Annotated in this window: 1 rRNA gene; it reads left to right on the top strand. The window is 52.3% G+C overall.

Annotated features, from left to right (window positions below):
* The first annotated feature begins 156 nt into the window (after positions 1 to 156).
* Positions 157 to 3,046: ribosomal RNA gene (locus BN1139_RS11440) — 23S ribosomal RNA — on the top strand.
* Positions 3,047 to 3,066 lie beyond the last annotated feature (20 nt).

The following is a 3,066-nucleotide window of genomic DNA, read 5'->3' as shown; positions in this document are numbered from 1 at the left end:
TGCTCTTTAACAATCTGGAAAGCTGATTTAAAAAGTAGTTCTCAAACATTTGTTACAAGTGCTTTGGAAACTTCTTGGCGAAAACCAAATTTTATTTGGTCCTTGTTGTACGACAACAAGCAAGCGTTGTTTCACCGACACTTCTTGGGGTTGTATGGTTAAGTGACTAAGCGTACATGGTGGATGCCTTGGCAGTCAGAGGCGATGAAGGACGTACTAACCTGCGATAAGCTGTGAGAAGTCGGTAAGAGACGCTATTACTCACAGATTTCCGAATGGGGAAACCCACCCGAGATAACTCGGGTATCTGTTACTGAATACATAGGTAACAGAGGCGAACCGGGAGAACTGAAACATCTAAGTACCCCGAGGAAAAGAAATCAACCGAGATTCCCTCAGTAGCGGCGAGCGAACGGGGATTAGCCCTTAAGCATCTTGGAAGTTAGTGGAACGGTCCTGGAAAGGCCGGCGATACAGGGTGATAGCCCCGTACACGAAAACAACCTTGATGTGAAATCGAGTAGGGCGGGACACGTGACATCCTGTCTGAATATGGGGGGACCATCCTCCAAGGCTAAATACTCCTGACTGACCGATAGTGAACCAGTACCGTGAGGGAAAGGCGAAAAGAACCCCTGTGAGGGGAGTGAAATAGAACCTGAAACCGTGTACGTACAAGCAGTGGGAGCCCTTCGGGGTGACTGCGTACCTTTTGTATAATGGGTCAGCGACTTACATTTTGTAGCGAGGTTAACCGTATAGGGGAGCCGTAGGGAAACCGAGTCTTAACTGGGCGTCTAGTTGCAAGGTGTAGACCCGAAACCGGGTGATCTAGCCATGGGCAGGTTGAAGGTTGAGTAACATCAACTGGAGGACCGAACCCACTAACGTTGCAAAGTTAGGGGATGACCTGTGGCTGGGGGTGAAAGGCCAATCAAACTCGGAGATAGCTGGTTCTCCCCGAAAGCTATTTAGGTAGCGCCTCGGACGAATACTACTGGGGGTAGAGCACTGTTTGGGCTAGGGGGTCATCCCGACTTACCAACCCCATGCAAACTCCGAATACCAGTAAGTAATATCCGGGAGACACACGGCGGGTGCTAACGTCCGTCGTGAAGAGGGAAACAACCCAGACCGCCGGCTAAGGTCCCAAAGTTCTGGTTAAGTGGGAAACGATGTGGGAAGGCTCAGACAGCTAGGATGTTGGCTTAGAAGCAGCCATCATTTAAAGAAAGCGTAATAGCTCACTAGTCGAGTCGGCCTGCGCGGAAGATGTAACGGGGCTCAAACCAGGCACCGAAGCCGCGGATTCATACTTATGTATGAGTGGTAGGGGAGCGTTCTGTAAGTCTGCGAAGGTGTATCGAGAGGTATGCTGGAGATATCAGAAGTGCGAATGCTGACGTAAGTAACGATAAAGGGGGTGAAAAGCCTCCTCGCCGGAAGACCAAGGGTTCCTGTCCAACGTTAATCGGGGCAGGGTGAGTCGACCCCTAAGGCGAGGCCGAAAGGCGTAGTCGATGGGAAGCAGGTTAATATTCCTGCACGACTTGTAATTGCGATGGGGGGACGGAGAAGGCTAGGTGGGCCAGGCGACGGTTGTCCTGGTGAAAGTGCGTAGGTGGTGTTTCTAGGCAAATCCGGAGACACAACACTGAGACACGAGACGAACACACTACGGTGTGGAAGCCATTGATGCCCTGCTTCCAGGAAAAGCCTCTAAGCTTCAGATTACAAGTCATCGTACCCCAAACCGACACAGGTGGTCGGGTAGAGAATACCAAGGCGCTTGAGAGAACTCGGGTGAAGGAACTAGGCAAAATAGAACCGTAACTTCGGGAGAAGGTTCGCTCCTGACAGTGAAGTCCCTTGCGGATGGAGCAGTTGGGAGTCGCAGTGACCAGATGGCTGGGACTGTTTATCAAAAACACAGCACTCTGCAAACACGAAAGTGGACGTATAGGGTGTGACACCTGCCCGGTGCCGGAAGGTTAATTGATGGGGTTAGCGCAAGCGAAGCTCTTGATCGAAGCCCCGGTAAACGGCGGCCGTAACTATAACGGTCCTAAGGTAGCGAAATTCCTTGTCGGGTAAGTTCCGACCTGCACGAATGGTGTAACCATGGCCATGCTGTCTCCACCCGAGACTCAGTGAAATCGAATTCGCCGTGAAGATGCGGTGTACCCGCGGCTAGACGGAAAGACCCCGTGAACCTTTACTACAGCTTGGCACTGAACATTGAACCTACATGTGTAGGATAGGTGGGAGGCTTTGAAGGCGTGACGCCAGTTGCGCTGGAGCCGTCCTTGAAATACCACCCTTGTATGTTTGATGTTCTAACGCAGGGCCCTGAATCGGGCTCGCGGACAGTGCCTGGTGGGTAGTTTGACTGGGGCGGTCTCCTCCCAAAGAGTAACGGAGGAGCACGAAGGTTGGCTAATCCTGGTCGGACATCAGGAGGTTAGTGCAATGGCATAAGCCAGCTTAACTGCGAGACGGACAGGTCGAGCAGGTACGAAAGTAGGTCATAGTGATCCGGTGGTTCTGAATGGAAGGGCCATCGCTCAACGGATAAAAGGTACTCCGGGGATAACAGGCTGATACCGCCCAAGAGTTCATATCGACGGCGGTGTTTGGCACCTCGATGTCGGCTCATCACATCCTGGGGCTGAAGTCGGTCCCAAGGGTATGGCTGTTCGCCATTTAAAGTGGTACGCGAGCTGGGTTCAGAACGTCGTGAGACAGTTCGGTCCCTATCTGCCGTGGGCGTTGGATGATTGAAGGGAGTTGCTCCTAGTACGAGAGGACCGGAGTGAACGAACCTCTGGTGTTCGGGTTGTCACGCCAGTGGCACTGCCCGGTAGCTAAGTTCGGAATCGATAACCGCTGAAAGCATCTAAGCGGGAAGCGAGCCCTGAGATGAGTCATCCCTGACCCCTTGAGGGTCCTAAAGGGCCGTTGGAGACCACAACGTTGATAGGTGGGGTGTGTAAGCGCGGCGACGTGTTGAGCTAACCCATACTAATTACCCGTGAGGCTTAACCATACAACACCCAAGAAGTGTTC

Origin of the sequence: Aeromonas veronii bv. veronii (assembly GCF_000820225.1) — a bacterium.
Classification (GTDB): Bacteria; Pseudomonadota; Gammaproteobacteria; order Enterobacterales; family Aeromonadaceae; genus Aeromonas; species Aeromonas veronii.
This window is presented reverse-complemented; position numbering and strand designations above follow the sequence as displayed.